22 protein-coding genes and 1 pseudogene are annotated in these 25800 nt (G+C 64.8%); 14 read left to right on the top strand and 9 right to left on the bottom strand.

Features of this window, described 5'->3' with window-relative positions; all coding sequences use genetic code 11:
• Positions 1 to 1838: 1838 nt before the first annotated feature.
• The 7 genes from ACYVJH_RS03215 to ACYVJH_RS03185 all read right to left on the bottom strand — a co-directional run bounded on the left by ACYVJH_RS03215 (position 1839) and on the right by ACYVJH_RS03185 (position 9194).
• A complete protein-coding gene (locus ACYVJH_RS03215; RefSeq protein ID WP_460453209.1) occupies positions 1839 to 3194 on the bottom strand; it encodes an alginate export family protein in 1356 nt (451 codons plus the stop codon).
• Positions 3194 to 3475, bottom strand: coding sequence for a DUF1427 family protein (locus tag ACYVJH_RS03210; RefSeq protein ID WP_460453208.1), 282 nt, complete (start codon positions 3473 to 3475; stop codon positions 3194 to 3196). The genes ACYVJH_RS03215 and ACYVJH_RS03210 overlap by 1 nt, the downstream gene beginning before the upstream one ends.
• 27 nt (positions 3476 to 3502) lie before the next feature.
• Entirely contained in the window at positions 3503 to 5158 is a 1656-nt protein-coding gene (locus ACYVJH_RS03205; RefSeq protein ID WP_460453207.1) for an MFS transporter, read from the bottom strand.
• The gene (locus tag ACYVJH_RS03200; RefSeq protein WP_460453206.1) at positions 5158 to 7005 is read right to left on the bottom strand and encodes an amidohydrolase; all 1848 of its coding nucleotides are present in this window, start codon (positions 7003 to 7005) and stop codon (positions 5158 to 5160) included. Before ACYVJH_RS03200 ends, ACYVJH_RS03205 begins: the two co-directional genes overlap by 1 nt.
• 94 nt (positions 7006 to 7099) lie before the next feature.
• Positions 7100 to 7522 carry a DoxX family protein gene (locus ACYVJH_RS03195; protein ID WP_460453205.1) on the bottom strand — a complete coding sequence of 141 codons (423 nt, stop codon included), beginning with the start codon at positions 7520 to 7522 and terminating at the stop codon, positions 7100 to 7102.
• 6 nt (positions 7523 to 7528) lie between these two features.
• Positions 7529 to 8182, bottom strand: coding sequence for a hydrolase (locus ACYVJH_RS03190; protein ID WP_460453204.1), 654 nt, complete (start codon positions 8180 to 8182; stop codon positions 7529 to 7531).
• Positions 8183 to 8306: 124 nt separating this feature from the next.
• The gene (locus ACYVJH_RS03185) at positions 8307 to 9194 is read right to left on the bottom strand and encodes a LysR family transcriptional regulator (protein WP_460454260.1); all 888 of its coding nucleotides are present in this window, start codon (positions 9192 to 9194) and stop codon (positions 8307 to 8309) included.
• 794 nt (positions 9195 to 9988) lie between these two features.
• Between ACYVJH_RS03185 and ACYVJH_RS03180 the strand changes: the two genes are divergently transcribed.
• The 4 genes from ACYVJH_RS03180 to ACYVJH_RS03165 all read left to right on the top strand — a co-directional run bounded on the left by ACYVJH_RS03180 (position 9989) and on the right by ACYVJH_RS03165 (position 12955).
• Positions 9989 to 11215, top strand: a complete 1227-nt coding sequence (locus tag ACYVJH_RS03180) for an esterase/lipase family protein (protein WP_460453203.1) — start codon at positions 9989 to 9991, stop codon at positions 11213 to 11215.
• Between the two features lie 269 nt (positions 11216 to 11484).
• Positions 11485 to 11925 (top strand): DoxX family protein, encoded by a 441-nt coding sequence (locus tag ACYVJH_RS03175; RefSeq protein ID WP_460453202.1) that lies wholly within the window; start codon positions 11485 to 11487, stop codon positions 11923 to 11925.
• The gene (locus ACYVJH_RS03170; protein ID WP_460453201.1) at positions 11922 to 12629 is read left to right on the top strand and encodes a pirin family protein; all 708 of its coding nucleotides are present in this window, start codon (positions 11922 to 11924) and stop codon (positions 12627 to 12629) included. Before ACYVJH_RS03175 ends, ACYVJH_RS03170 begins: the two co-directional genes overlap by 4 nt.
• A gap of 29 nt (positions 12630 to 12658) precedes the next feature.
• The gene (locus tag ACYVJH_RS03165; protein WP_460453200.1) at positions 12659 to 12955 is read left to right on the top strand and encodes a YciI family protein; all 297 of its coding nucleotides are present in this window, start codon (positions 12659 to 12661) and stop codon (positions 12953 to 12955) included.
• Positions 12956 to 13177: 222 nt separating this feature from the next.
• On the opposite strand, the gene ACYVJH_RS03160 is transcribed toward ACYVJH_RS03165, so the two are convergent.
• Positions 13178 to 13873 (bottom strand): hypothetical protein, encoded by a 696-nt coding sequence (locus ACYVJH_RS03160; protein ID WP_460453199.1) that lies wholly within the window; start codon positions 13871 to 13873, stop codon positions 13178 to 13180.
• A 141-nt stretch (positions 13874 to 14014) separates the two neighbouring features.
• Between ACYVJH_RS03160 and ACYVJH_RS03155 the strand changes: the two genes are divergently transcribed.
• Positions 14015 to 14713, top strand: a complete 699-nt coding sequence (locus tag ACYVJH_RS03155; protein ID WP_460453198.1) for a c-type cytochrome — start codon at positions 14015 to 14017, stop codon at positions 14711 to 14713.
• 23 nt (positions 14714 to 14736) lie between these two features.
• Positions 14737 to 15291, top strand: a complete 555-nt coding sequence (locus ACYVJH_RS03150; RefSeq protein WP_460453197.1) for a DUF2058 domain-containing protein — start codon at positions 14737 to 14739, stop codon at positions 15289 to 15291.
• Between the two features lie 68 nt (positions 15292 to 15359).
• Here ACYVJH_RS03150 and ACYVJH_RS03145 read toward each other — a convergent pair.
• Positions 15360 to 15530, bottom strand: a pseudogene (locus ACYVJH_RS03145) (HupB); the annotation flags it as partial.
• 74 nt (positions 15531 to 15604) lie between these two features.
• Between ACYVJH_RS03145 and ACYVJH_RS03140 the strand changes: the two are divergent.
• From ACYVJH_RS03140 to ACYVJH_RS03105, 8 genes are all read left to right on the top strand, one after another.
• Positions 15605 to 16054 carry a DUF305 domain-containing protein gene (locus ACYVJH_RS03140; protein WP_460453196.1) on the top strand — a complete coding sequence of 150 codons (450 nt, stop codon included), beginning with the start codon at positions 15605 to 15607 and terminating at the stop codon, positions 16052 to 16054.
• An 89-nt stretch (positions 16055 to 16143) separates the two neighbouring features.
• Positions 16144 to 16641, top strand: coding sequence for a hypothetical protein (locus tag ACYVJH_RS03135; protein ID WP_460453195.1), 498 nt, complete (start codon positions 16144 to 16146; stop codon positions 16639 to 16641).
• A 68-nt stretch (positions 16642 to 16709) separates the two neighbouring features.
• A complete protein-coding gene (locus tag ACYVJH_RS03130) occupies positions 16710 to 17267 on the top strand; it encodes a BLUF domain-containing protein (RefSeq protein ID WP_460453194.1) in 558 nt (185 codons plus the stop codon).
• Between the two features lie 77 nt (positions 17268 to 17344).
• The gene (locus ACYVJH_RS03125; RefSeq protein ID WP_460453193.1) at positions 17345 to 17761 is read left to right on the top strand and encodes a hypothetical protein; all 417 of its coding nucleotides are present in this window, start codon (positions 17345 to 17347) and stop codon (positions 17759 to 17761) included.
• A gap of 201 nt (positions 17762 to 17962) precedes the next feature.
• Positions 17963 to 19174, top strand: a complete 1212-nt coding sequence (locus tag ACYVJH_RS03120) for a TolC family protein (RefSeq protein ID WP_460453192.1) — start codon at positions 17963 to 17965, stop codon at positions 19172 to 19174.
• Entirely contained in the window at positions 19171 to 20481 is a 1311-nt protein-coding gene (locus ACYVJH_RS03115; protein ID WP_460453191.1) for an efflux RND transporter periplasmic adaptor subunit, read from the top strand. The genes ACYVJH_RS03120 and ACYVJH_RS03115 overlap by 4 nt, the downstream gene beginning before the upstream one ends.
• A 1-nt stretch (position 20482) precedes the next feature.
• Positions 20483 to 23614 carry an efflux RND transporter permease subunit gene (locus ACYVJH_RS03110; RefSeq protein WP_460453190.1) on the top strand — a complete coding sequence of 1044 codons (3132 nt, stop codon included), beginning with the start codon at positions 20483 to 20485 and terminating at the stop codon, positions 23612 to 23614.
• Between the two features lie 74 nt (positions 23615 to 23688).
• Positions 23689 to 25800: a copper-transporting P-type ATPase gene (locus tag ACYVJH_RS03105; protein WP_460454259.1), complete on the top strand. Its 2112-nt coding sequence runs from the start codon at positions 23689 to 23691 to the stop codon at positions 25798 to 25800.

Genomic DNA, 25800 nt, shown 5'->3' with positions numbered 1-25800 from the left:
CTCAAGAGGCTTCTGAATTGCTGATTGGGGACGAAATCATCCCTTTCAATCCTGACCGAATGCCTCGTTGAGAAGGGTCCCGGGCCGGGAATATAAGCGATAGTCGTCTGTTGCCAGATCATATTGAATCGCCCCCAGATTCCATACACACGCGACGTCCGGTCCGGGTCGGAAGCTGCCCTCCCCTACCCCCGATAATGGTCCCTAACCGCTCCCCTCAGGGCCAACGCCAGGGAGCCCGCAAGTCGGCCATCATTGGTAGTTGGCTCAAAACTCGCGGGGCCGGAAAGGAAGCAGCCAGGGTCCATGAGGAGCCCCCCCCTCCTGGTCTGAGAGCCCGTGCCCTTCTTGGTGCTTGCCCTGGCCGGGATCAGCGCCTGTTCGGATGACGATGGGAAGCCGGCATCAGAGCATCACCTCGCCCAGAGCCGAACCTTACCTGCGCTAACCTCGCCCTGAGAATCTTTCTCAGAGTGGTTTTACCGACGCCAGGCTTCCATCCACGGTCTTGGGGTCGGCGGCGGGACCGACCAGGCCAGCAACATTGAGGACTTTAGCCACCGATCGGACGGGCTATGAATTGAGCTTGAGCTATTGCAGCCTCTGCCTCGTCCGCCCTGGCTAACGCCTTCAGAGTGAATTCGTCATCATCCTCAAGTAGGGCGAGATGACGCGGTCTATGGTGAGCGAGGCCATCTTGCGTCATTTCGTAGACTTCATCCCAAAGTGATAAAGCCTGGCGTATGCAGCCCTTTAAGAAGGTCTCATCGGACCTGAGGTGCTCTTCCTCCTCGACTAGGGAAGCTCTGAGGGATGGAGCCTGACTCTCAACCTGCTCCAGAATTCTGAGGATCCGCTGCTGCGCCTGTTCAAAGCGCTTACGTGAAGCTTCGATCCTTACTAGGAATTCAGACCTCTCTCGAGCAAAGCTCAAACGAGCCATTCTTTCATTGGTGCTGAGACTACGCCTATATGCTTGGTAGCTCACCCAGGCCGAGAAAGCCGAAACGAGAAGGGCGATAGCAGAGATTACAATCGAAGGATCCACAGCCATCGAACACCCCGCGGCACGTATTGCCAAGTCGTTTACATCAAACAGTTACCAGAGCCGGTTACTTCGTGCAGTAGGCTACCGCGATGCTGTTGTCTCCCGGCGTACAAACCATCTTCCCTGGCTCAGAATCACTGTCGCAAAGCATTCCGGACCACTTCTTGTGACTCTCGCATGAGTCAAAGTCGTTGAAGCGCGCAGAAACGAAGCAGCTACCGCCACCGGCACTGCAGATAACGTAACGAATCGGGGTCTCTCCGCGTGCCGTTTCCGGCCTGTCGCGGTGGCTGTCGTCAGTGGAGCACCCAGCCAAGGCTCCAACAAATAGCAGGACGAGAAAGCGAGAGCTCATGGGGCTGGAATGTACCGCATTTGAGGCCGCGGCTGGACGGCTTTCATGAGGGCCCCGGCCCCGCGTTGGACCCTGGTTCAATGCCTTAAGAAGTCTCCTGAGTAGTCGGCCAAACCGCTGTTTCAGCCGTCCAACCCCGTACCCCCGATAACGTGCCCTAATCCCCACACCTTCAATGGAGCGCAGTGTCGGTAGGCCCAGTAGGCCAACTTCGCCAAGGGATTCTCGCGTACTGGGACAGGGCGCCTTAAAACTGCAGCCCGTTCCAAGAATGCGCGCCCCAAGACATCAACCGTCCAACGGCATCACCAAGCGTCTGGCCCCTCGGTGGTCCTGGGCTCACTTGTCCAGAGTGGCCAAATCGGTCCATATGTCCACTCTCGCTGGCGCTAAGCCGCCGCGAAACATCTACTCTCAGGCTTTAACTAGAGAATCTCAGAACCGAACTAGAAGACTGAGCTCGAGATAGAACATCGGTTCTGCGGTACCGGTTTCCCGTAGGAAATCACCCGATTCAAAATAGGACAGCACCGTGCTTGCTTTCCATCCCGGGCGGAACTCCCACTCAGTAGTTACTGAATGGACATTCGCTACCCACCTTGCGTCGCTAGCGCCTGGTGCGCGGGACAGGCCGCCACTCGGCGTGTAAATGCCATCGGCCTTGGAGAAGCGTAGAAAGCGGCTAATGGACGCCGAAGCAGTCCAATTGGCAGCCGGATTGAACTGGAACTGAAATTGTCCATTGATGAAGTTGCGCGGGCCTAACGTGGCGTCATCACCAAAGTAGTTCCCGCGCGGGTAAAGGGGGTGGAATGTCCCGAGGCGCCCGTCTCCTGGGTCCCTGTCGCCACTCGCTGCGGCAAGAAGGATGGAGATGCGCGGCCGCGCCGCGACATTCCGCAGGCTGATTCCGGTTTCTGAGGCTAGCGTCCAGGCCGCGATTCTCCGGTCACCCCAATGCCCCCACTGCCGAATCGCCTCCCAATCCCAATCCATTGCACCACGCTGTCCAAAGGCTCGAATGCCGACGCTCCACCGCGACTCTGACGCGGGCCCTTCCAGGTAGCTCGCACGGTCGTCCCGCAGGTGGAGGGCGTAAACATCAACCCCCAATCGCTCACCCAGCCGCGTGGCATAAACGCCTGCCAGGTTCTGTCCACCGACGGTTCGGTCATCCAATACTCCCGGCAGGCTGGACCGAGGCGAAACACGGAGCGCCGTGGCGGTCCATACCCCGCTTTGGAAAATGGCCTGCCCACCCTGAAAGGCACGCCGAACATTGGGACCATCCCTTGCATCCACCAGGCGCCCAGATCCGAAGCGGAGCTCTTGGACTCCCAACCTGAGTGAAAGAACTGTGCCGCCCTTGGCCAACTCCCCCTGCCATTCGACGAACGCATTGCTCAAATCAAGGCGGTTGGCATCGACCGGCGAGGCTCCACCCGCCCGGCCTGATTGAAGGGCGGATGACATCCCGAAGAAGAGCCGCCAGCCTCTGTCGTCGCTGAGATCGACAAATGTCGCATAGCGCTGCAGGAACGCCCCCCACGGATCCTGTTGCGCAGATCCGTACTCCGGGTTGAATGTGGATTCATAGCGCCAGCGAGCTTCACCTCCCAGCGACCATTTCCATGACGATCTACGCCATGGCACGGACTTCAGGCAGCTCTCCTCGCTGGAACAGGAAGTACGCTGATTGTCGAAATCGTCGTTGTAGCGCAGCGGCTCAAAGGCCGCACGAGCGGGGACCGCCAGTGCCAGGCAAACCCATGCCCAACGCCACACCTTCATCAACTCTGGTGCTTGTTCGTATCCGCAGAGGAATTGTCGGTACTTGTCGGACCGGGAAGCGCGCCGAAAACGTGCTCACCGCATCGTTCCTTGACCCACCCGATGCTAACCGGGTCGGGAGACAGGAATCGCTTCGCGAGTGGAACGGCCTGCTCCCCCAGCAGGATACCCAGCAAGCCGATCAAGGCGACGACGGGAGGCGCTGGTGAACGCACATTGATCAGCCCGTAGACAACCCCAACGAGCAACCCAGCAAGAAGAGAAAGCATGTAGATTTTCATGACGTTAGCTCCAGATCAGCAATCAACTCAGGAAAGCCCGGCATCAACCGCCGGCATAGGGCGCAACGATCCGCTCGGTGCTCCACCGACAAAATGGCGAATCCTCGGAGGACCTTCAGTAAGCGCCAGCAGGGCCTCTTGAAACTGGCGGTCCTCGCCGGTGACGCGCTCATGCTGCCGGAGGTGTTCAAGCCATGAGGCATCAATGAAGTATTCGAAATAAGTCCCCGGTGCACTGACGTCCTCGGCGATTCCCCACTGGACCGCACCATTCCTCCGCCGCATCCGACCAAGCTCGTTTGTGTGCTTGAGAAACGCGGCGAGATTCTGTGCCGGGACCCGGTACTCCAAGGTCACTACAACCGGGCCGCGATCGCCGGGTATGTCTCCCGCCACCATGGGCACGGGCCAATGCCCACTGGGCGCCAGGTCCGCGGCTCCGGCAGGCCCAAGATGGAACCGAAGGCCAACGATCGCGGCCACTACCGTTCCGCCTGCAGCCGACAGTAGGCCGAGTTCAATGCCGACAGCCTGGCTCAGGCCGCCCCAGCCCAGGCTGCCAGACGCGAGACCTGCGGAGAAAACGACTATGTAGAGGGACAAGGCGCGGGCACGAACCCACGATGGAACCGAGGTTTGGGCGGCAACTTGAAACGAAGACAGGATGGTGATCCAAGCCAAGCCCGCAACCAGGCAGATCGCAACCAGGCCTGGCACCACGCGAACCAGGGCGAGACCCGCCATGCAGGCCGCGTAAGCAAGCGTAGCGACAGCCACGGCCCTGTCCGGTCCAAATCGGGCACGAACGCGGGGCAGAAGCAGCGCGCCGCTGACGGCACCGACTCCGATGCAACCCAAGAGAAGTCCGAATGTGCCGGCCCCGGCGCCCATTTCCCGGTTGACTACGATCGGGAGCTGCGCAGTGAACGCACTCGCAGTAACAAAGAAGAGTCCGGACTTGACCAGTACGGCCTGAAACGTGCCGGCCCTCGCTGCATATCGGAGCCCTGCCCTCAACGCCGTACCAAACCCCTCGCGCGGGAGCGGGTTACCCATTGCCGGTTCACGCCGCCAAAAAAACAGCACAACTGCCAGCACCAAGAAGCTCAGCGCATTTATGCCGAACGCCATCGCCGCGCCGGACCACGCCATAGCCAAGCCTCCGAGGGCCGGCCCAATCGAGCGCGCGATGTTCATGCTCAGGGAACCCAAGGCGATCGCACCGCTCAGCATGGGGCGCGGAACGAGATCGGGCGTTAGCGCCTGCTGTGCCGGCATCGCCATCGCCGCGCCGGTTCCCATCGCGAGTGTAAATCCGATGAGAACCCAAGGTGTCACGAGGTCGAAGTGTGCCAGCACCGCCAAACCTGAGGCACAGAAGAACATCCAGGACTGGGCAGCGATGAGATACGAACGCCGGTCGACAATATCGGCCAGGGTCCCCGCGACAATGGCGAACATCACAACCGGCAATGTCGTCGCGGCCTGCACGGCCGCGACCATGAAGGCAGAGCCAGTCTGGTCCGCCATCAGCCAGGCCGCCGCCACATCATGAACCCAGGTTCCGATGTTTCCTATCAGGATAGCCAGCCAGATGGCGCGGAACGACGGAATCCCGAGGGGGGCCCAAGGACCACTCTCGGCTGGTGGGGCGGATGCTTCCGGACCAGAGGGGACGGCCATCAGAAGGCGAAGCAGGAGCAGCCCAACGCGCCCCAGAAACCGCCGTGATCCTGGACGGGGACCGAATACTGCGCGGCATGCCCATGGTGGCCGTGGGCCGCGCAGGTTTGGCCGTGGTGCGCCCGATGGGCTGTCGCAATCGCCACCGAGGGAGGACCGCCACCATAACTGCCGTAGTGGCGCGCCGGTGACCAGTCAGGCATCGGGTCGGGTAAACGCGGAGCGAGAGGGCCGAAGGGGCCATCACCGTGCACCACCCTTCCACCCACCACTGTCAGATCGCTGGTAATCTCAGACAGCTCGGAATCCGGGATCGTCATAAAGTCGGCAGACAGCACGCAAAAGTCCGCCAGCCAGCCTGGCTGCAATCGCCCCTTGCGCTCCTGCTCACTGGAGAACCAGGCACTGCCGTGGGTCCAGAGCCGAAGCGCCTCATCGCGCTCGAGTCGATTACTTTCATCGTACAAGGCCAAGCCGCCAACCGTTCGCCCAGTCACCAGCCACGAGAGGGCCACCCAAGGGTTGAAGCTTGCAACCCGCGTGGCGTCGGTGCCGGCGCCTACCGGAACACCGGCCTGGAGCATTCGGCGCACCGGCGGTGTCTGTCGAGCTGCCTCCGCCCCATAGCGCTGAACGAAGTCCTCGCCCTGGTAAGCCATGCGGTGCTGGATCGCGATGCCTCCATTGAGCGCTCGAACCCGATCGATGTTTCGTGGCGAAATGGTCTCCGCGTGATCGACAATCCAGTGCAGCCCGTCGAAGGGCACGTCGCGATTGACCTTCTCATACACGTCCAGGACGCGAGTGATGCTTTCGTCATAGGTCGCGTGGATTCGGAATGGCCATCGGCGCTCCGCCAACAGGCGAACAACGGGCTCAAGGTCGCTCTCCAGCGCTCCGGGCAGGTCCGGTCGGGGCTCGCGAAAGTCCTCGAAGTCAGCCGCCGAGAACACCAGCATCTCGCCGGCGCCATTGTGGCGCAGCATGTCGTCGCCCTGCCCGGGCGACACCATCTTCATCCAACCCTCTAAATCCGCCAGTTCACTGCCTTTTTTCTGCGTGAACAGGTTGTAGGCGATCCTGACGGTTAGTTGGTCCTCCCGGTGCAACTCCTCGATGACCTCGTAGTCCTCCGGGTAGTTCTGGAAGCCACCGCCAGCATCAATCACCGACGTAATGCCGAGCCGATTCAGCTCGCGCATGAAGTGGCGCGTGGAATTGACCTGGTATTCCCGCGGCAACTTCGGCCCCAACGCCAGCGTGGCGTACAGAATCAGGGCGTTTGGTTTCGCGACAAGCAAGCCAGTTGGATTGCCGGCCTTGTCGCGCTCGATGAAGCTCCCCGGCGGATCCGGAGTATCGGGACCGTAGCCGATCGCACGCAGCGCCGCGCGATTGAGTAGAGCCCGGTCATATAGATGCAGGATGAAAACCGGCGTATCGGGGGCGACCGCGTTGATCTCGTCCAGTGTCGGCAGACGCTTCTCGATGAACTGGTGCTCGGTAAATCCACCCACGACCCGGACCCACTGCGGCGCGGGCGTCCGATCCACCTGGGCCTTCAGCATGGCCATCGCATCGGCGAGGGAGCGCACGCCATCCCAGCGCAATTCGTGGTTGTAGTTGAGCCCGCCCCGGATCAGGTGGGTATGACTGTCATTCAGACCCGGAACGAGTCGTCGGCCGCCCGCATCAAGGACTTGGGTGGTCGCAACCGCCAACTGCATTACTTGTGCATCGTCGCCAACGGCAAGGATCCGGCCATCGGCAACGGCAATGGCACTGGCGTCGGGGTTGTCGGGATCGAGCGTGGTGATTCTGGCGTTTCGAATGATCAACGTAGCCATGTCATTTTCTCCCTTTGTCACCGCCTGGCACCCTCCTAGCCCAACCACAGCGGCCCCAGCAGCGACGCCGCCGAGAAATCGCCGGCGCCCGGAATCATGAAGGGTTCCCATGTCGGCCCCTCCTCAGCATTACATCTACCGACAGGGCCCCGGGGCCCAGCAAGGCGATCGAAACCAGCGCCAGCGCCCAGAACAATGGAAATTCAGTGCCCTGGTGCATCCAGTACCAGCCATTGGGAATCGCCAGCCAAGCCGTGTACAGGAGGAATCCCGCGCCAACGGCGGCGGCCACGCGCGTTGCGAGGCCAGCCAGAACGAAAAGGCCGGCCATCGTCTGCACCAGCGCGAGCAGGAAGGCCACGGCCAGCCCACCGGGAATTCCAAAGTGGGCGAGCTCACCGACGAACCCACTCAGCCCTGGGCCACCGAACCATCCTGTCAACTTGCCCAGGCCGTGCGGCAGCAAGAAGCCACCGGCAACCAGGCGAAGCAGCAGTTTTCCGAGTTCCTCGGACACGGCAGGCTAGTGGCCTTCCGAGGCGCCAAACATGGACTTGGCATAGTCAATGCCCAGGCCATAGCCTCCACCGTTGACCTTGGCAATGCCGGTCGTAAGCTCATAGGTGCCTGTGCGTGCCCAGTCGCGCTGAAGTTCGAGCAGGTACTGGAGGCTGGTCATGGGTTGCGCGCCTGCTTGAACCATGCGATCCATAGCGCGATCGTGGGCCTCCTCAGAAACGTCGCCACAGGCGTCGGCGATCACGTAGACCTCAAAGCCCTGGTCAAGCGCCGACAGGGCGGGACCCACGATGCACACGCTGGTCCAGAGCCCACCAAGAACGACTCGGTTCTTGCCAATGCGATTGACCTCGCGAATCACATGCTCATCCTCCCAAGTGTTCATCGACGTGCGGTCCAATGCCGCCACACCGGGAAAGGCGGCCTTGATCTCGGAAAACATCGGTCCAGAGAACGACTTTTCGGCGACAGTCGTAAGAATGGTCGAGACACCGAATCCAGCCGCCGCCTTCGCGACCAGGGCCGCGTTGTTGCGAAGGAGTACCGGGTCGATCGACTTCGTGGCGAACGCCATTTGCGACTGATGGTCGATCAGGATGAGTGTGTGGTCAGTCGGCGTCAGCAGCGCCTTGCCGGGGGAAGCGGTGGCCTTGAGCATCGTCGTTCTCCTTGTAAACAGCCCGGAATATTCAGGCTGCTGAACGGAGAGTAGGCCGTACCCACTCGTCGATATAGTCGAGAACCTCGACAACACTGTCTCCAAAATAGAAACAGTTGATGGCTCAGCTGCGCTTCCGACCCATCCGCGGCTGTAGCGACTCCATTAGAAAATCCACGAAGCGCCGGACGCGCAAGGGCATGTTCCGAGACGGCGGAAACAAAGCGTGCACGGCGACCGGCGGCGCATGCCAGTCCTCCAGTAGAGCCACCAGCGCCCCGGAAGTCAGCGACTCGCGCACAATGAACTCGGGAAGCAGCGCGGCACCGAGCCCGGCTTCGGCCATCATCGCGAGGAAATCGCCATTGTCCGCCATAATCGGACCACGCGTTCTCACTCGCTGTACTTGTGCTTGCCGTGAGAACGACAGCGTGATCCCACCTTGCAGGCATCCGTAGTTGAGAAACGGAAGTTCAGCCAAACTCCTAGGCTCACGAGGGACACCGTGTTTCGCTACGAATGCCGGCGACGCAACCAAGCACCTCGGCGCCGGCATCATCTGTCGAGCTACCAATGATGAGTCCTTGAGTTCGCCAATCCGAATGGTTAGATCAAACCCGCCACTTACCGGATCGACAATCTGATCCGTCAACGACAACTGGAGCTCTACGTCTGGGTTCTCAGCGTGGAACTCCGGGATTAGTGGCGTGAGAACTCGCAATCCAAAGGAGATGGGTACATTGCATCGAACGCTCCCCCTAAGGCCCGCCGAATTGACCCGAGCCCGATCTTCCGCCTCATCTAGGGCGGACAGGACATCCTGGACGGACTCAAAGTAAGCTGCGCCTGCCTCAGTCAAGCGAATGCTTCGTGTCGTACGCATGAGCAGCTGGACACCCAACGACTCCTCAAGAGACTGAATTAGCTTGCTTACCTTCGATCGCGGAATATCCAACTTCCGCGCAGCCGCGGCGAACCCGTTGGCGCGGACTGTCTCTACGAACACACGCATGGCTTCAATCTTATCCACGGCCCCTCCATTTGTGCAGCCACAGTAGTTCCTGGTACCACCGACCTCCATCCAACTCAGAGGCGATGCCCCCCAAAACCCAGAAGGCCGATGTTTCAGCATATCCCTCACCCAGTCCATTGCGAATCCCTTCGCAGCGAGGTGTAGGATTCCCGCCACCCAAGACTTGCCGCCGATAAGGTCTACTCGATGGTGTATCAGTTGCCTCCCGATCAGGGAATGCCGTGACCGGCGTAAGGACCTGGCTCCTCGCGGCAGTCGCGTTGCTCGGCCCGATCTCCTTGGGGGCCTGCAGCACGATTTCTTTGCGTGAGATACCTGGCGGCGTACCTGATCGACGGGTTGATGGCTTGGTTCTGGAAGAACGCCCATCAGCGACGGCTCGCGAAGTAATCTCGATGCTTGGCCTGACCAAGGAGTGCTCCAGCCCTGGGCCGACGTGCGCAGAGGCTATCCTTGATGCGGACGGTACGGTCCGGGAGGCTAGTCGCCTGCTGGCTGCGTCCGACGTGCTCTATCGGCACGCGCGCAAGACGCCCAGCCCAGAATCAGCGCTGGGCCGCTGCGTCGAGCTTACCTATCGGTATCTAATGTCTCCGACCATGGAGGGCCGGAGGAGTGCACTAGACAGCCGGTCTCACCTAACCCTTCGGCTCCACAACGCCTGCACCGCAGGTCTCCTAGGTCTCGTCGACCAAGACCCGACTCGACTACGATGGCAAGTAGATTCACGAACATTCCCCGTCCGCTCCGTTGAACGGATTGTTGGCGCAGAAGTGTTGTCGCCAACCGGCCTAAGGACGCGCCAGATTGAGGATGGAATCGGCGTTGCCGCGGTGGCGTTCGGACATGCTGATGGAGGCGCCACCGCATTCCCCGCACAGCCCTTTGCGCTTGCGGTCAATGTTCGCGCGGAATTTTCAGAACTGAGCGACAGTGTTCATCTCGTGGTCACGGACGCCAGTCACCGAGGCGTTTTCTCTACCGCCTTTGGTGACATCGAACTGGCCCGAGACACGAGTGCGGCGTATGCCAGTGCCGCCATGGCTTTCGAAAGCGAACTTGGCTGGTGGGAGGGGTTGCGTGGCCCCTCGCCCGATCTCCAACGGCCCCAAGTCCGGTTGCTGGCACCAGTGGATCAATCCAAGACGCCCGTCCTTCTAATTCACGGCCTCGCCAGCAGCCCGATGACATGGGCAAACATGGTCAATGAACTCCAAGGCGATCCGGACATTGCCGAGCACTTTCAATTCTGGCTGGTTCGTTACCCGACTGGCCTGCCGCTTCTGCACAATCGACAGCAATTGGCCACGGAGATCGAGAACTTCCATCAACGGGTTTTCCCAAGGCTGGCCAGAGCCGATCGCGGAATGGTGGCCATTGGCCATTCCATGGGCGGCGTCCTGACAAGGCTATTGGCAACCGATTCGGGAACTTCTCTTTGGGATGCTGCCTTCTTAGCTCCCCCAGAGGCAATCAATGGTACTGAGGGAGACATCCGGTCCGCTCGCGCCCTTTTTGAGTTCACTCGCCTTGACGGATTGAATGAGATCATTCTCATTGCCGCGCCGCATCGCGGGAGTGACCGGGCAGAAGGGCTCCTGGCGCGAGTCGCGCGTCGCTTCATTGGTGGCCCGGGATTGGCCTTGGACTACTTGGCACGGTTAGCGCAATCCGATCCAATCAGCGTTCACCCCAGATTGCGGGAAATCTACATCACTGGGGGCCCGGGAAGTCTCGACACCCTCTCCCCCACGCAACCAGTGGCCATGGCGGCAAGCGGCCTCCCAGTTGCTGGCGGCGTTCGGGTCCACTCAATCATCGGCATAAAGGACCCTCTTAACCCAGACGACGGTGATGGCGTCGTCTCGCTGGAGAGTGCGTCTTGGCCAACTGGCAGCACCGTGCTACTTACGGGCGATCACGGCGTGCACGGCACCCCCGAGGCCACCGCAGTGATCAAGCGCATTCTCCTTGAACGACTACAGACCGAGAGGGACTAGGCACTTTCATCCGGGAGCGTGTTTTCTCGCAATTTGGCATCCGCAACCTGAACTGGAAAATGGGGGCAGGTCAATTGGCTACCGGATAGCTCGCTTCTGGCTCGGGCTTGCATCGAATTCGACCATTGTTGTTCCAAATGCAACGATAGGTGATTTCATATGCATATTGATGCCGTCAGTGATGACGTCTATATTTTGCGCCATGTCAGACGTACCGCAGGCACGGCACCCCGCCGGCCCGGTCTGCCGACCTCCAAAGGAGCTCCATCATGAAAGCCCTTACCCATGCCACAAACTTCGTCGGCCGGTTCGGCCTCTCCACCATATTCATCCTGTCGGGCTTCGCCAAGCTCGGCGCTGGCTTCGAAGGTACCCAAGGCTATATGGAAGCCATGGGCGTTCCGGGCGCCCTGCTGCCGATCGTGATCTTTGCCGAAATTGTCGGCGGCTTCGCCTTGGCCGCTGGGTTTCTGACCCGCTGGGCCGCATTGGGCCTGGCCGCATTCACAATCGCCAGTGCCCTCCTTTTCCATTTCCAGTTGGATGACCAGATGCAGTTCATCAACTTCTTCAAGAACATCGCCATCGCGGGTGGCTTCCTGGTCCTGGCCGCGCACGGCGGTGGCCGTTTCAGCGTTGACGGCTGGCTGTCCAACCGTCGCACCGCGAGTTCGTTGGGCGCGCGCAGCGCCATTGGCGGTGCGCAATGATCACCCTGCGCCCCGCCAGTGAACGCGGCCATGCCAACCACGGCTGGCTCGATTCATGGCACAGCTTTTCCTTTGCCGACTACCAGGACCCCGCGCACGTGCACTGGGGCCCGCTACGGGTGATCAACGAAGACCGCGTTCAGGCAGGCCAAGGGTTTGGCACGCACAGCCACCGGGACATGGAGATCATCAGCTACGTGCTTGAAGGCTCGCTCGGCCACAAGGACTCGATGGGCAATGCCGCCAATATCGTACCTGGCGAAGTGCAACGGCTGAGCGCTGGCACGGGGATCACACATTCAGAGTTCAACTACAGCTCCGCCGGCACTACACACTTCCTGCAGATCTGGATCATCCCGAAGTTCACGGGTACCAGGCCCGGTTACGACCAGAAGCATTTCAGTGCCGAAGACAAGCGCGGGCGGCTGGCCCTTGTAGTGAGCAATGACGGGGCCGAAGGATCGGTCTCGATCAATCAGGACGCGCGCATGTATGCCGGACTCTTCAATGGCACAGAAAGCGCGAAACTGGAGCTTGACTCCGGTCGCTTGGGCTATGTCCACCTGATTCGGGGCGAACTGGTCGTGAACGGGCAGCGCCTGGCGTCTGGTGATGCACTCAAATTCAAGGACGAATCGCTGGTCGCCATCGAAAAGGGGCTCGATGCCGAAGTCCTGGTCTTTGACTTGCCCCCGCTACACTAACGAGCCCACCCCACGCCAAGGAGTGATTCATGCTTTACGCGATTCACTGCCTGGATCACTCCGACGCGCTCTCCAGAAGACTCGCGAATTACGAGGCCCACAAGGCTTACCTTGTCAACGCCGCGGTCAACACCGTGATATCGGGCCCCCTATTGGGTGCAGATGCAGAAACCATGATCGGGAGTTTGTTCATTGTCGAGGCCGCCGATATCGCCGAAGCCCGCAACTTCAACGAGTCCGACCCTTTTCATCGCGCAGGCGTCTGGTCAAGAGTGGACATCCGCGCGTTTCAAATGCGCGTCGACAATCGGACACGAGGAGCCTAGGGCTTGCCTGACTGGACCCGCTAGCTAGCTGGCTTCAGAAACCCAGCCGCTCCTGGCCAGTTAGTTCGCCCGGCGTAACCCCCGATAAGCTACCCTTATCGACAGCTTCTGCAGCATCCCTCTGCGCAGTCAATCCGCCGAAACCAAGAACGAACGACCCTCACCTACGGCCAAGGGCCGCCTCCGCAGCAAGTGCGCGGTCACGTGCCCGTATCGCCGGACTCAGCCTGACTGGGCGCCCCGCGTTCCCAGCAGTGCCTCCAGCACCCCTGCCCAGCCCGCCGATCCACTGAGGCCGAGGATCAGCGGGATGGCGGCCAGCACGAGTCCGAAACCCACCCAGGTCGCCGGGTGCACGCGGCCATGCACCAGCCGGTCGTGCACGACCGGCGCGACCTGCAGCGCCAGCACGATCGGCGCGGCAAGGAACACCGAAACGTCCAGGATCTCGGGAATGCGTCCGGCGGCCGGCCCCATGAGCGACAGCGTGGCGTAAAGCATCAGGCGCTTGTGCGCCAAGGCATGGCGGCGCCAGGCGACTGCGGCCACGTAGAGCGTGATGAACATCAGCAGATTGATGCCATTGGCCGTGGGGACCAGTGGATCACCCACGCGCGCCCAGTTCAGGCGGCTCATCGCCACCGCCGTGGCCAGGAAGACCAGGACCAGCAGCGGACTCAGGGTCCCCAGGGTCCGGTGCAGCCCGAGCTTGCCGCGCCCGGCCAGCACCGGCTGGATCGCAAACAGAACGAACCAGGCGCCCATCGTCAGCGCATGCACATGGTGCAGCGGCGTCAGTGGCGGCAGGTCGGCGGTGTCGAGCACGGCCTTGCCAAGAAAGCTCAGGACCACGAACCCCAGGAGGAACAAGGCATAGCGGCGGAAAAACGGCTCGCTACCGACCTGTTTGTAAGGCATGGCCACTCCTGGCGGGCTGCGTGTTCCCCGAGGCTACCCCAAAATTCCGTAACGGGGTTTTTCGATCAACCGCGGCGTGGCGCGTCCTGCGCGCTTGCATAATGAGGATTACTCCACCCCCATCAAACAGGAGGCCGACCCATGTCCTTCATCAAGACTGGCCTGATCCTCACGGGTTTTGTCGCCGCGGCCGTGGCTGGTGCACTCTATTTTGGTGCCGTCCACCCGGGCGCGGACCAACCGCATTCGACCGTCGTCTTCAAGCTGATCGAAACCGCGCGCGACCGCGCCATCGCCGTGCGCACGCGTGATGTCAGCGTTCCGCCGCTGGGCGACGAAGCCCAGCTGAAGTCGGGCGCGGGAAACTACGCGGCCATGTGCACCGGCTGCCATCTCGCCCCGGGCATGACGGCCACCGAACTCAGCCAAGGCCTGTATCCGGCGCCGCCCGTCCTTGCCGACCTTGGCGCGCCCGACCCGGCGCGGGCATTCTGGGTCATCAAACACGGCATCAAGGCCTCGGGTATGCCTGCCTGGGGCAAGAGCATGCCCGACGAATACATCTGGAACATGGTCGCCTTCCTGCAACAGATGCCGCAGATGTCCCCAGGGCAATACCAGGCCCTGGTGGCCAGCAGTGGCGGCCATGACCACGGCGGCGGCGAGAGCATGCCCCACCACGACGGCATGTCCGGCATGGCGGGCGAGCAGATGGACCACCACGACGGCGCCGACGTCGCACCGCACGATGACGCCGGCTCGGCGCCACACGATCACGACGCCCCCGATCCCGAACCGGCGGCGCACGACGATTCCGGCTCGCCGCCGCACGAGCACTGACACGCCGCGGGTACAATGCCGCCATGGCCAAACCCAATCCCCTGCAGGAACAATTGCTCAAGGCCGGCCTGGCCAAGAAATCCAAGGTCGCCCAGGTCGCCCGCGAGCAGGACAAGGCGCGCCACGGCAAGGGCACGAAGGATCCGGACGACATCCGTCGCGAAGCCGAGCGCGTGCGCGAGGAGAAGGTCGCCCGCGACCGCGCCCTGGCCGCCGAACAGAAAGCCAGGACGCAGGCCGCCGAGCTCAAGGCCCAGGCGCGCCAGATCATCAAGGACAAGAAGCTGCCGCCCGAAGGCGAAAGCGAATACCGCTTCACCGCCGACGGTGCCATCCGCACGGTACTGGTCAGCGACGAACTGCGCCGCAAGCTCTCGGCCGGCCACCTGGTCATCGCCCGGCTGGACGATCGTTACGTGCTGTTGCCGCGCGCGGCCGGCGAAAAGGTAAGCGAGCGTGACCCCAGCCTCGTGGTGCTCGACCATGGCAAGCCCAATGCCGGAACCGGCGACGCACCCTCGTCCGAAGACGACGCCTACTACGCCCAGTTCAAGGTGCCCGACGACCTCGTCTGGTGAAGATCACGGGCCGCCGCCCCGTGCAAGCTGCAAGGGACGTCGTGCAGTTTCCAAGGTCAGGCTGACTTCTTGCGCCCCGAGCCGGACTTCCTGCCGCCGCCGTCCTCCTTGTTGACGGTGGCCCAGGCGCGCTTTTCCGCCTCGTCCTGCGACACGCCGCGCTCCTTGTAGCTTTCTTCGATGTGTCCAGCCTTGCGCTTTTGCTTGTCGGTGTAGCTGGATTTGTCTCCTCGCGGCATGGCGCCCTCCCGGTTGGTACGGAACTTGGAAGGTGTTTAATTCAATCCACGAACCATGCCAATCAGGAGTCCGCATGAATCCCTACGTTCGCTTCGCGCTGATGCTGCTCACCTCCGGCCTGTTGATGTATGGGCTGATGTACCTGCACACCTACGAAATGGGCCACGTCTTCTTCAGCCAGACCCGCGCCTGGATGACGGTGATCATGGTCGCCGGCATGGCCCTGGTGATGCTTGGATTCATGCTGAGCATGTACAAGGACAAACGCCTGAACCTGGCCATCCTGGGCCTGGCCGTGGCGGGCTTCGCCGGCAGCCTGTGGCTGGTACGCAGCCAGTCCACGGTGGACGACGTGTCCTACATGAAGGCGATGATCCCGCACCACTCCATCGCCATCCTCACCAGCAAGCGCGCCCGCATCGAAGACCCACGCGTGCGCCAGCTCGCCGACGAGATCATCGCGGCGCAGGAACGCGAGATCGCGGAGATGAAGGCACTCATCGACGATCTGGAATCGCGCTAGTCGCGACGTGCACGCAGACAGCGTTCACCCTCGGGAAACAGCCCGCGTGCAAGACTTCATTCACTTCGGGAACCATGGAGGTTCGTGTCATGAAGACCAAGCATGTATTCCTCGCGGAGGATGTGGATGTCGCCGCCAGCGCCGTCGGCGCGCTACGCCGGACCGGCGTCGCTGACGAGGACATCGCCCTGATCGCACGCTCCGACCTGGAGATGCAGGTCATCCCGGAAGAATTCCGCGAGTCGCGCACCGACTTCATGCCGGCGGCGCTCAAGGGCGCGCTCGGCGGTGGGGCCACCGGCTTGGTGGCCGGACTGGTCGCCGTGGCGATCCCCCCGCTCGGCGTCACCCTCGCCGGTGCCGCCGCCATCGCTGCGGTGGGCGCGGCCGCGGGCACCTGGTCGGCGGCGCTGATGGGCTCTGCCCTGCCCGACCCGGTTCGCCAGAAGTTCGAGGACGAGGTCAAGGCGGGCCGGGTCCTGGTGGTCGTGGATGCCAGCGATGAAGAGCACGCGAAGCTCGAGCCGGTCCTGATCCAGGCGGGCACGCGCCGACTGGCCTTTGAAGAAAGTTCGCAAATGACCTGACCCGGTTTCACGGCCTGAATGCGCGCACGGGGGCAAGCTGCAGGCCTGAAACTCCGGTCAGGTGCCCCATGTCCCGCCATATCAGAATCGTCTACGCCAGCCGCTCCACCTTCCCGCCCATCCGCGACGGCGCCGGGATCCATCCCGAGGTCGCCCGCATCCTGGTGCAGTCGCGGCGCAACAATGCCCGGCAGCGCATCTTCGGTGGCCTGTATTTCGCCGACGGCAGCTTCTTCCAGTGCCTCGAGGGGCGCGAGGCCGAGGTACAGGCCCTTTACGACCGGCTCTCGGCAGACGAACGCCACCGCGACGTGCGCCTGCTCGACCGGCGCGAAATCGACGAACCCAGCTTCGACGCGTGGGCCATGAAACACGTGCCCAATGCTCCCGAAGTGCAGTTGCTGCTGGCCCGCCATGGCCGCAGCGGCTTCGACCCGCATTCCTTCCCGCCGGCCCTGGTGGACGCGATGGTCGCCCTGCTGCTTGAGCGGCCGGACGTCGCGCCACCGGGCGAACCCGTGGGCGGCCTCGAACCAGCTGCCCGGCGCATGCTGGTGGCGCGGGTAGCCGTCGCTACCGGACTGGTAGCGGCCGTGGGTGCAGCGGCGGCGAACTGGCTGCGCTGAGCCCGCGACGGGCGCCGCCCCGGCGTTGATGCGGATCAAGCCACCGCCTCGCCAGAGGGAGTAATGTACGGGCTGCGATGAAGCACTTCCGACGCCAGCGCCGGCCTGTAACGTTCGCCATCCTGGCGATGGTCGCGCTGCTGTGGTCGCAGCTTTCCCTGGCCGGCCACCCGGCCTGCACCCTGGCCAGCATGGCGATGCAGGACGCCCATGCGATGGCCGCAAATACCGCCGACACCGACGCGGCGCCCTGCCACGGTTCATCGTCCCCGGCCCCCGACGATTCGGCCGTCTGCGACACGCACTGCGGCCGGAGCGAGCTGAGCTCCGACGTGGCCCGGACCCTGGCCGTTCCGGCCCTTGGCCCCCTGCCGGTCATTCCGGTCATGCACCTGCGGCACCTGCCGCGGCAGCCCGCCGCCGCCCAGGTCCCCGGGCCGCTGCGGTCCTGGCACCGGCCTACCCGACACCCCGCCAGTCTTCTCCTGATCTGATCGCCTGCCGATGGCCGGCCGGCGCCGCCGTGCGCCGATGCCCGCGACATCGGTTCGGCCGCGCTCCGCGGCCGCTGCCGTCCGACCCACTCCTGTGGCCCACGTGGCCTGCAGCCGTGCAAGGCGATCGACATGAGATCCCGGTTCACCCGTTCCACACCATCACCCCGCCCCACCCCGCCGCCTACCGGTGCATTGCGGGTGCTGGCACTGGCCGCGCTGCTGGGTCTCGCACCCGCGAGCTTCGCCGGCACGCCGCTTCCCGGCGCCGACCTGGCGTCGGTGCGCGACTGGCTGAAGGCGAACAACCCTGAGCTGCGGGCGATGCAGGCCGAGGCCGAGGCGGCACAGGCACGCATCCATCCTGCCGGCGCCCTGCCCGATCCCAGGGTCGAGCTCCGGCTGCAGGACACGAGCGGGCTCGGGGCGACGCAATACAGCGTCAGGCAGCCCATTCCGCTCTGGGGCAAACGTGGCCTGGCACGCGAGGTCGCGCGACAGCAGGCCGATGCCGCCGGCTTCGAGCGCGACGCGGCCGCCCTGGACCTGCTGGCCCAGGCCGAACAGGCCTATGTGCGCTTCTGGCATGCCCGCGCGGGCGTGGATGTCCTGGACCGGCAGGTCCATCTGCTGGCACGGATGGAAGAAGTCGCCCGCTCCCGCTACTCCCTCGGCGTGGCGGCACAGCAGGACGCCATCCGCGCACAGGTGGCCGGCACCACCCTGAAGGCACAGCGCATTCAGCGCATGGCGATCCGCGAAGAGGCCATGGCCGGATTGAACGCAAGCCTGGGCCGGCCCGCCGATGCGCCCCTGGCCGAACCCGACGGCGAGCCCGCGCTGGCCTTGCCCGCCGCCTCGCTCGGCGAGGCCCTGGCCTTGCTGGCCGGGTCCCGGCATCCGGCAATCGAAGCCAGCGACGCGATGGCCGGCGCGGCCGATGCCGCCGCCCGCCTCCAGCACCGCCGGCGTTTGCCCGACCTCACGCTGGGCGTGGGGCTCATGCAGCGCGACGAGCGCGCCGATACCCACGAGCTGATGTTCGAGGTGGAAATCCCGCTCCAGCAGCGCGCGCGGCGCGAGCGCGAACGCGAAGCCCTGCGGCTGGGCGACGCGGCGCGGGCACGCGCCGAAGCCACGGCCATTGCCCTGCAAGGCCAGTTGGGCCGCGCCTGGGCCCGCGCCCGCAGCGCCCGCGAGCAGCGCCAGCTGATCGAACAGACCCTGTTGCCCCAGGCGCATGCCAACTTCGAATCCGCGCTCGCCAGCTACCGCGTCGGCGAGGTCGACTTCGGCACCGTGCTCGAAGCCCTGGAGGCCTGGCAAGGCGCCGACCTTTCGCGGGTTGATGCCCGTCGCGATGAACTCATTGGCGCCGCCGCCGTGCGCGCCCTGCTCGGGAGTATCGAATGAACCGCAGCCACTGGACCCTCCTGGCCATCGCGGTCGGCGCAGCCCTCGCCGTCGGCTGGTGGAGCGGGCGCGCCTTCGCGCCCGCGCCCGCGGCCACAGCCGCCACCGAAGCGGCGCCGGCCGAACGCGAAGTGCTCTACTACCGCAATCCCATGGGCCTGCCCGATACCTCGCCTGTGCCCAAGAAGGACTCCATGGGCATGGACTACCTCCCCGTCTATGCCGATGAGGCGCCCGACCCCGAGCCCGGGACCGTCGTCCTGTCGCCCGGCAAGGTCCAGCTGCTGGGCGTGCGTACCGAGCTGGCCGTGCGCGAGGCGCTCCCGGGCACGGTGCGCGCCAGTGCCTCGGTGCAGATCGACGAAACCCGCCAGTTCGCCGTCGCGCCGCGCTTCGAAGGCTGGATCGAAACCCTGTACGCCAACCAGACCGGGATGATGGTCCGCCGGGGCGAGCCCCTGATGGCGGTCTACAGCCCGGACCTGGCGGCCGCCCGCGACGAGTACGCCATCGCCGACGCGGCCGCCACCCAACTGGCGCAGGGCGACCCCGCCAGCGCCGCCCTCATGCGCCAACTGCGGGATGCCGCCCGCACCCGCCTGCGCAACTGGGAGGTCTCGGGCGCGAGCGTTGCGCGCCGCGGCGACGAGGCGGGACTCGTGGTTTCCTCGCCCGCCGACGCCGTCGTGGTCGACAAGCTTGTCGTGCAGGGCGACCGATTCGAACCTGGGCAGACGGTCCTTCGCCTGGCCGACCTCTCCACGGTGTGGGTGGTCGCCGATGTCCCGACCTCCGCGTCGGCGGGGCTGGCCATCGGCGACAAGGCCAGCTTCGAAACACCCAGCCTGCCGGGGCAACACTTTGACGGCGAGGTGAGCTTCATCCAGCCCCTCGTGGACCGGGCGAGCCGGACCGTGGGCGTGCGCATCGTCCTGCCCAATCCCGATGGCGTGATCCGTCCCGGCCTGTTCGGCGATGTCGTGCTGGCGGGCGGCGCCGGGCAGCGCCGCGTGGTGATTCCGCGCTCGGCGGTCATCGACTCCGGGACGCGCCAGCGGGTGTTCGTCCAGGCCGCGCCCGGCCGGTTCGTGCCCCGGGATGTCGAGCTGGGTGCACGCTCCGGCGAGTGGGTGGAGGTGCTTTCGGGCGTCGAAGCCGGCGAGTCCGTGGTGGTGTCGGCCAACTTCCTGATCGACGCCGAGAGCAGCCTGCGCGCGGCGCTCGAATCGATGGAACCCGCGTCGATGGAAGCCGCCGCCCCGGAGCCGGAAGCGGATCCGCACGCCGGGCACGACGGAGACCACTGACATGCTCGCCCGCCTGATCGAATGGTCGGTCCGCAACGTCTTCCTGGTGCTGGTGATGGCGACCGCCGTCACCGCCGCCGGCCTGTACGCGGTGGCCAGGACGCCGCTGGATGCCCTGCCCGACCTGTCCGACGTGCAGGTCATCGTCTTCACCGAGGTGCCTGGCCAGGCACCACAGGTCGTCGAGGACCAGGTCACCTACCCGCTGACCACCGCCCTCCTGGCGGTCCCGAAGTCCCGGGTCGTGCGCGGCTTCTCTTTCTTCGGCGCCTCCTTCGTCTACGTGATCTTCGAGGACGGCACCGACATCTACTGGGCGCGCTCGCGCGTGCTCGAATACCTCAACGTCGCCTCCAAGCAGCTCCCCGAGGGCGTGACGCCGACCCTGGGGCCGGACGCGACCGGCGTGGGCTGGGTCTACCAGTACGTGCTCGAGGGCGAACAGTGGTCCCTGGACCAGCTGCGTGCCGTGCAGGACTGGTACGTGCGCTACCAGCTGACCAAGGCGCCGGGCGTGGCCGAAATCGCCAGCGTCGGCGGCTTCGTGCGCCAGTACTCGGTGACGGTGGACCCGGGGCGCCTGCGCCAGTACGGCGTGCCGCTCTCCCGCGTCTCCGAGGTCATCGCCGCCAGCAATCGCGACGTCGGCGGGCGCGTCATCGAGATGGCGGAAACCGAGTACATGATCCGGGGCCGCGGCTACCTGCGCGGCATCGAGGACATCGAGAACCTGGTGGTGAAAGCCGAAGGCGGCACGCCGGTCCTCGTCGGCGACCTGGCGCGGGTCGAACTGGTGCCCGACCAGCGCCGCGGCATCGCCGAACTCAACGGCGAAGGCGAAGTGGTCGCCGGCATCGCGGTGGCGCGCTACGGCGAAAACGCCCTGGCGGTGATAGACGGCCTGAAGAAGCGCATCGCCGAGATCGGCCCCGGCCTGCCCGAGGGCATGTCCATCCGCGCGGTATACGATCGCTCCGACCTGATCCACCGGGCGATCGCCACCCTGCGCTGGACCCTGGTGGAAGAAAGCCTGATCGTCGCCCTCGTCTGTTTTGTTTTCCTGCTGCACGTGCGCAGCGCGCTGGTGGCGATCATCATGTTGCCGGTGGGCGTCCTGATCGCCTTCCTGGCGATGTGGCTGCTGGGCATGAACTCCAACATCATGAGCCTGGGCGGCATCGCCATCGCCATCGGCGCCATGGTGGACGCGGCAATCGTGATGATCGAGAACGCGCACAAACACATCGAGCGTGACGGCGGCCGGACGCCGCGCATCGAGCTGGTCATCAAGGCCTGCCGCGAGGTCGGCCCGGCCCTGTTCTTCAGCCTGCTGATAATCACCGTGTCCTTCCTGCCGGTGTTCGCACTCGAGGCCCAGGAGGGACGGCTGTTCCAGCCCCTGGCCTTCACCAAGACCTTTGCGATGGCCGCCGGCGCCCTGCTCTCGGTGACCCTGGTGCCGGTGCTGATGCTGGTCTTCGTGCGAGGAAAGATCCTGCCCGAGGCCCGGAATCCGGTGAACAGGATTCTTATCGCCGTTTATCGGCCCGTGATCGCCCTGGTGCTCCGGCACAAGGTCGCCACGCTGGTCGTCGCGCTCGTGGTGATGTTGGCCTCGGCCTGGCCGGCGGTTCGACTCGGAAGCGAGTTCATGCCCAGCCTCGACGAAGGCAGCCTGCTCTACATGCCGAGCTCGCTGCCCGGGATGTCGGTGACCAAGGCTGCCGAGCTGCTCCAGCAGCAGGACCGCATCATCAAGACCTTCCCGGAAGTCGAGTCGGTGTTCGGAAAAGCCGGGCGTGCCCAGACGGCCACCGATCCGGCGCCGCTGGAGATGTTCGAGACCGTGATCAACCTCAAGCCGCGGGACCAGTGGCGCGAGGGTTTGACGGTGGACGCCTTGATCGCGGAAATGGACCAGGCCCTGCAGTTCCCGGGCGTGGCCAATTCCTGGACCATGCCGATCAAGGCGCGCACCGACATGCTGGCCACCGGCATCCGCACGCCGATCGGCATCAAGGTCTTCGGCGACGACCTGGCCGGGATCGAGACGCTGGCCCGCCAGATCGAGGCCGCGGTGCGCACGGTGCCCGGCACGACCAGCGCCTACGCCGAACGCCTGACCGGCGGCTTCTACCTGGACATTCAGCCCGACCGCGACCAGCTGGCGCGCTACGGTTTGCCCGTGGGCGACCTGCTGGCGGTGGTGGCGACCGCCCTGGGCGGCGAACGGGTCACCACGACCGTCGAGGGGCGCGAGCGATTCGCCGTGATCGTGCGCTACCCGCGCGACCTGCGCGACAGCCCCGACGCCATCGCCCGGCAGGTGCTCGTGGCCACCCCCGACGGCGCTCAGGTGCCCCTGGGAGAGCTGGCCGGCATCAGCATCCGCAAGGGCGCGCCAAGCATCCGCACCGAGAACGCCCTGATCTCGGCCTACGTGTACGTGGACACGCGCGATGCCGACCTCGGCGCGTACGTGAAGGCCGCCCAGGAGGCCGTCGCGCGGGAGGTCACCTTCCCACCCGGTTATTACGCCACCTGGAGCGGCCAGTACGAATACATGCAGCGGGCCGTCGCCAGGATGAAGATCGTGGTGCCGGTGACGCTGGCCATCATCTTCCTGCTGCTCTACCTCAACTTCCGGCGGGTCACCGAGTCGCTGATCGTCATGCTTTCGGTCCCGTTCGCCCTGGTCGGTGGCATCTGGCTGCTGTGGGCGCTCGACTACAACCTCAGCGTCGCCGTCGCGGTGGGTTTCATCGCCCTGGCCGGCGTGGCCGCCGAGACCGGCGTGGTGATGCTGATCTACCTCGACCACGCGCTCTCGGACCGCACCCGGGCCCGAGAAAGCCGCGGCGAACGGCTCACCCGCGGCGACCTCGCCGACGCCATCGTCGAGGGCGCGGTGGAACGCGTCCGCCCGAAGATGATGACCGTGGTGGCCATCATGGCCGGCCTGTTGCCGATCATGTGGAGCACGGGCACGGGTTCGGAGGTCATGCGCCGCATCGCGGCGCCCATGGTGGGCGGGATGGTGTCCTCGACCGTGCTTACACTGGTCGTGATACCGGCGATCTATGCCCTGCTCAAGCTCCGGCGACTGCCGGTTGCGGCAAAGGAGGAACGATGAGCACGCACGCGCACAATCACCCCACGCCGGAAGCCCCGGCAGCGGCGGCGCCGGGCACGATCTACGTTTGCCCGATGCACCCCCAGATCCGCCAGCCCGCACCTGGCCACTGTCCGATCTGCGGCATGGCGCTCGAACCGGAGATGCCCGCGCTCGACGACGACGAAAGCCCCGAACTGGTCGATTTCAGCCGCCGGTTCTGGTGGACCCTGCCCCTGTCCCTGGTCGTACTGGCACTGGCCATGCTCGGGCACCGCGTCGACGCCTGGCTGCCGGTGCAGACGCGCACTTGGATGGAGCTCGTCCTGACCACCCCCGTGGTGCTCTGGGCCGGCTGGCCGTTTTTCGTCCGCTGCGGGCAATCGATCCGCAATCTCAGCCCGAACATGTGGACGCTCATCGGCATCGGCGTCGCGGCCGCCTTCGGCTACAGCGTCGTGGCGAGCTTGGCGCCCGGCCTGTTCCCGGCCTCGTTCCGGGACCATGGCCGCATCGGCGTTTATTTCGAGGCCGCCGCCGTCATCGTCTCGCTGACCCTGCTGGGCCAGATGCTGGAGCTTCGCGCACGCTCACGGACATCGGCGGCCATCAAGTCCCTGCTGGGCCTGGCGCCCAAGACCGCCCGCCGCTTGCTCGACGACGGCCGCGAGGAAGACATCGAACTCAGCCACGTGCATGTCGGCGACCGGCTGCGCGTCCGGCCGGGCGAGAAGGTGCCGGTGGACGGCAGCGTGCTGGAGGGCCGGTCGAACGTCGACGAGTCCATGCTGACCGGCGAGCCCATGCCGGTGGAGAAGTCGGTTGGCGACGCCGTGATCGGCGCGACCATGAACGGCGCCGGCAGCCTGGTGATCCGCGCCGAAAAGGTCGGCTCCGAGACGGTGCTGTCGCAGATCGTGCAACTGGTTGCCCAGGCCCAGCGCTCCCGCGCGCCCATGCAGCGAATGGCCGACAAGGTGGCCTTCTGGTTCGTGCTTGCCGTGCTGGCGATCGCCGTGGCGACTTTCCTGGCCTGGGGACTGCTGGGTCCGGAACCCTCCTGGACGTTCGCCGTGCTCAATGGTGTTTCCGTGCTGATCATCGCCTGCCCCTGCGCGCTGGGCCTGGCCACGCCGATGTCGATCATGGTGGCCACCGGCCGGGCCGCACGGGGTGGCGTGCTGTTCCGCGACGCCGAGGCGATCGAGAATTTCCGCCGCATCGACACGCTCATCGTGGACAAGACCGGCACCCTGACCGAAGGTCGCCCCGCCTTCAGGACCGTGATCGCCGCCGAAGGTTTCGCGGATGACGAGGTCCTGCGGCTGGCGGCCAGCCTCGACCAGGGCAGCGAGCACCCGCTGGCCGACGCCATCGTCGCCGAAGCGCGCCGCCGCAAGCTGGCGCTCGAGACGCCCGATGACTTCGAGTCCTCCACCGGCATCGGCGTGCGCGGCAGCGTGGCAGGCAGGAAACTCGCCATCGGGAACACCCAGCTGATGCGGGAGCAGTCCGTCGACCCCGACCCGCTCAAGGTCGAGGCCGAGCGGCTTCGCCAGGAAGGCGCCAGCGTCATGTACCTGGCCGTGGACGGCCGCCTTGCCGGCCTGCTTGCCGTAGCCGATCCGATCAAGGCATCGACGCGCGAAGCCATCGCGTCGCTGCAGGACGCCGGCCTGCGCATCGTCATGGCCACCGGCGACGGCGCCACCACCGCGCGCGCGGTGGCGCGCGAACTGGGCATCGACGAAGTGCACGGCGAAGTCCGGCCCAAGGACAAGATCGACCTGGTGCAGCGGCTCAAGGCCGAAGGCGCGAGGGTCGCCATGGCGGGCGACGGCATCAACGACGCCCCTGCCCTCGCCGGGGCCGACATCGGGATCGCCATGGGTACGGGCACCGACGTGGCGATGTCCAGTGCCCAGGTGACACTGGTCAAGGGTGACCTGCTCGGCATCATGCGGGCGCGCCGGCTGTCGACGGCCACCGTGGCCAACATGAAGCAGAACCTGGCCTTCGCCTTCCTCTACAACGCGCTCGGCGTCCCGATCGCCGCGGGCGTGCTCTACCCGCTGACCGGGCTGCTGCTCAGCCCCATGATCGCCGCGCTCGCCATGAGCCTGAGCTCGGTGTCGGTCGTGGCCAACGCGCTGCGCCTTGGCAGGTCGGGGAGCAAGACCGGCTCGGCCGGGGCCGCGGACACCTGA

Source organism: Arenimonas aestuarii (assembly GCF_054781715.1).
This window is presented reverse-complemented; position numbering and strand designations above follow the sequence as displayed.

Excerpts from the sequence above, each read along its gene's own strand:
- ACYVJH_RS03135 (WP_460453195.1), top strand. The coding sequence starts at position 16,144 with ATGAAGACCAAGCATGTATTCCTCGCGGAGGATGTGGATGTCGCCGCC.
- ACYVJH_RS03165 (WP_460453200.1), top strand. The coding sequence starts at position 12,659 with ATGCTTTACGCGATTCACTGCCTGGATCACTCCGACGCGCTCTCCAGA.
- ACYVJH_RS03105 (WP_460454259.1), top strand. The coding sequence starts at position 23,689 with ATGCACCCCCAGATCCGCCAGCCCGCACCTGGCCACTGTCCGATCTGC.
- ACYVJH_RS03185 (WP_460454260.1), bottom strand. The coding sequence starts at position 9,194 with ATGCGTGTGTTCGTAGAGACAGTCCGCGCCAACGGGTTCGCCGCGGCT.
- ACYVJH_RS03200 (WP_460453206.1), bottom strand. The coding sequence starts at position 7,005 with ATGGCTACGTTGATCATTCGAAACGCCAGAATCACCACGCTCGATCCC.
- ACYVJH_RS03115 (WP_460453191.1), top strand. The coding sequence starts at position 19,171 with ATGAACCGCAGCCACTGGACCCTCCTGGCCATCGCGGTCGGCGCAGCC.
- ACYVJH_RS03155 (WP_460453198.1), top strand. The coding sequence starts at position 14,015 with ATGTCCTTCATCAAGACTGGCCTGATCCTCACGGGTTTTGTCGCCGCG.
- ACYVJH_RS03210 (WP_460453208.1), bottom strand. The coding sequence starts at position 3,475 with ATGAAAATCTACATGCTTTCTCTTCTTGCTGGGTTGCTCGTTGGGGTT.
- ACYVJH_RS03150 (WP_460453197.1), top strand. The coding sequence starts at position 14,737 with ATGGCCAAACCCAATCCCCTGCAGGAACAATTGCTCAAGGCCGGCCTG.
- ACYVJH_RS03215 (WP_460453209.1), bottom strand. The coding sequence starts at position 3,194 with ATGAAGGTGTGGCGTTGGGCATGGGTTTGCCTGGCACTGGCGGTCCCC.
- ACYVJH_RS03125 (WP_460453193.1), top strand. The coding sequence starts at position 17,345 with ATGAAGCACTTCCGACGCCAGCGCCGGCCTGTAACGTTCGCCATCCTG.
- ACYVJH_RS03170 (WP_460453201.1), top strand. The coding sequence starts at position 11,922 with ATGATCACCCTGCGCCCCGCCAGTGAACGCGGCCATGCCAACCACGGC.
- ACYVJH_RS03110 (WP_460453190.1), top strand. The coding sequence starts at position 20,483 with ATGCTCGCCCGCCTGATCGAATGGTCGGTCCGCAACGTCTTCCTGGTG.
- ACYVJH_RS03175 (WP_460453202.1), top strand. The coding sequence starts at position 11,485 with ATGAAAGCCCTTACCCATGCCACAAACTTCGTCGGCCGGTTCGGCCTC.
- ACYVJH_RS03205 (WP_460453207.1), bottom strand. The coding sequence starts at position 5,158 with ATGGCCGTCCCCTCTGGTCCGGAAGCATCCGCCCCACCAGCCGAGAGT.
- ACYVJH_RS03140 (WP_460453196.1), top strand. The coding sequence starts at position 15,605 with ATGAATCCCTACGTTCGCTTCGCGCTGATGCTGCTCACCTCCGGCCTG.
- ACYVJH_RS03190 (WP_460453204.1), bottom strand. The coding sequence starts at position 8,182 with ATGCTCAAGGCCACCGCTTCCCCCGGCAAGGCGCTGCTGACGCCGACT.
- ACYVJH_RS03130 (WP_460453194.1), top strand. The coding sequence starts at position 16,710 with ATGTCCCGCCATATCAGAATCGTCTACGCCAGCCGCTCCACCTTCCCG.
- ACYVJH_RS03160 (WP_460453199.1), bottom strand. The coding sequence starts at position 13,873 with ATGCCTTACAAACAGGTCGGTAGCGAGCCGTTTTTCCGCCGCTATGCC.